General features: G+C 75.2%; 1 protein-coding gene. It reads left to right on the plus strand.

All coding sequences use genetic code 11. The features are described from left to right. Window positions 1-645 (plus strand): hypothetical protein (locus tag ACSNOD_RS31605; protein ID WP_436770505.1); only part of this gene is annotated, 645 nt, incomplete at both ends.

Below are 645 nucleotides of genomic sequence, written 5' to 3' on the forward strand. Positions count from 1 at the left end.
ATGGTGGCGGCCCTCGCCACCGACCGCGCGGGCGGGCCCATGACCGTCCTGGACGTCTGCTGCGGCTACGGCGTCAACGCCGCCCTGCTCAACCACGACCTCACCTTGGACGACCTGTACGGGCACTACACCTCGCGCCAGGCCGCCGCGCTGACCACCGCGGAACTGGCCGAGTGGGACAGGGCCTACTACGCCGCCCGCCGCCGCCCCGACGCCGTACGCGTCATCGGCCTCGACATCGCCGCCAACGCCGTCTCCTACGCCCGCGCCGTCGGCCTCCTCGACGCCGCGTTCGCCGAGAACCTCGAAGTGGCGCCGCCCACCCGGGCCCTGCTCCAGGCGGCCCGGCAGACCCACCTCGTCACGCTCACCGGCGGCGCCAGCTTCCTCTCCCCCCGCACCTTCCGCTCCCTGCTGAACGCGGCCGGCGGCCCCCTCTGGATCGCCGCGTTCGTCCTGCGCACCGGCTCGTACGCGCCCATCGCCGAGGCGCTGGCGCCCTTCGGCCTCGTCACCGAGACGGACCCCGGCCACACCTTCCCGCAGCGCCGCTTCACCTCCCCGCACGAGCAGCGCTACGCCGTCGAGGCGGTGCTGGCCGCCGGCGGCGACCCCCGGGGCAAGGAGAGCGAGGGCCGCTACCAC

Source organism: Streptomyces sp. URMC 123 (assembly GCF_051386515.1).
Taxonomy (GTDB): domain Bacteria; phylum Actinomycetota; class Actinomycetes; order Streptomycetales; family Streptomycetaceae; genus Streptomyces.